We start from the raw sequence: 340 nt of genomic DNA on the forward strand, positions 1-340 counted from the left end.
TGTGCAACAACAGGTGAAATAGATTATATGGTTGTATCGGGTTCAACGGATGAAGGTAATGATATATTCGTGACTTTAATTAAGTTTGATGACCAGTGGGATGTACCCGCAGGAACTATGTCTTGTTGTCGAGCCACAGCGGGAGCTATGGTTGGTGTTTACGATCAAAAATTCCCAGAAAAAGTAGCGGTTGAGTGGTTAGATAAGTCAGAGAGCAGAATTTACTACGGTGAACTGGCAATAAATAAAAATGGTTATAAATTAGCTAAAAATTTACCTGCTTATGCATGGATAAGCACAGGAGAAGTAGAAGAAAATATCAGGCCTTATTTAATTGTTG

The 340-nt window shown here is 37.9% G+C and carries 1 protein-coding gene; it reads left to right on the forward strand.

The window, feature by feature from the left end; genetic code table 11:
* Positions 1 to 340: DUF2931 domain-containing protein (locus tag H5186_RS22785; protein WP_182719783.1), on the forward strand; the 340-nt coding region annotated here is incomplete at both ends.

Source organism: Pseudoalteromonas sp. SG41-2 (assembly GCF_014164535.1).
Taxonomy (GTDB): domain Bacteria; phylum Pseudomonadota; class Gammaproteobacteria; order Enterobacterales; family Alteromonadaceae; genus Pseudoalteromonas; species Pseudoalteromonas rhizosphaerae.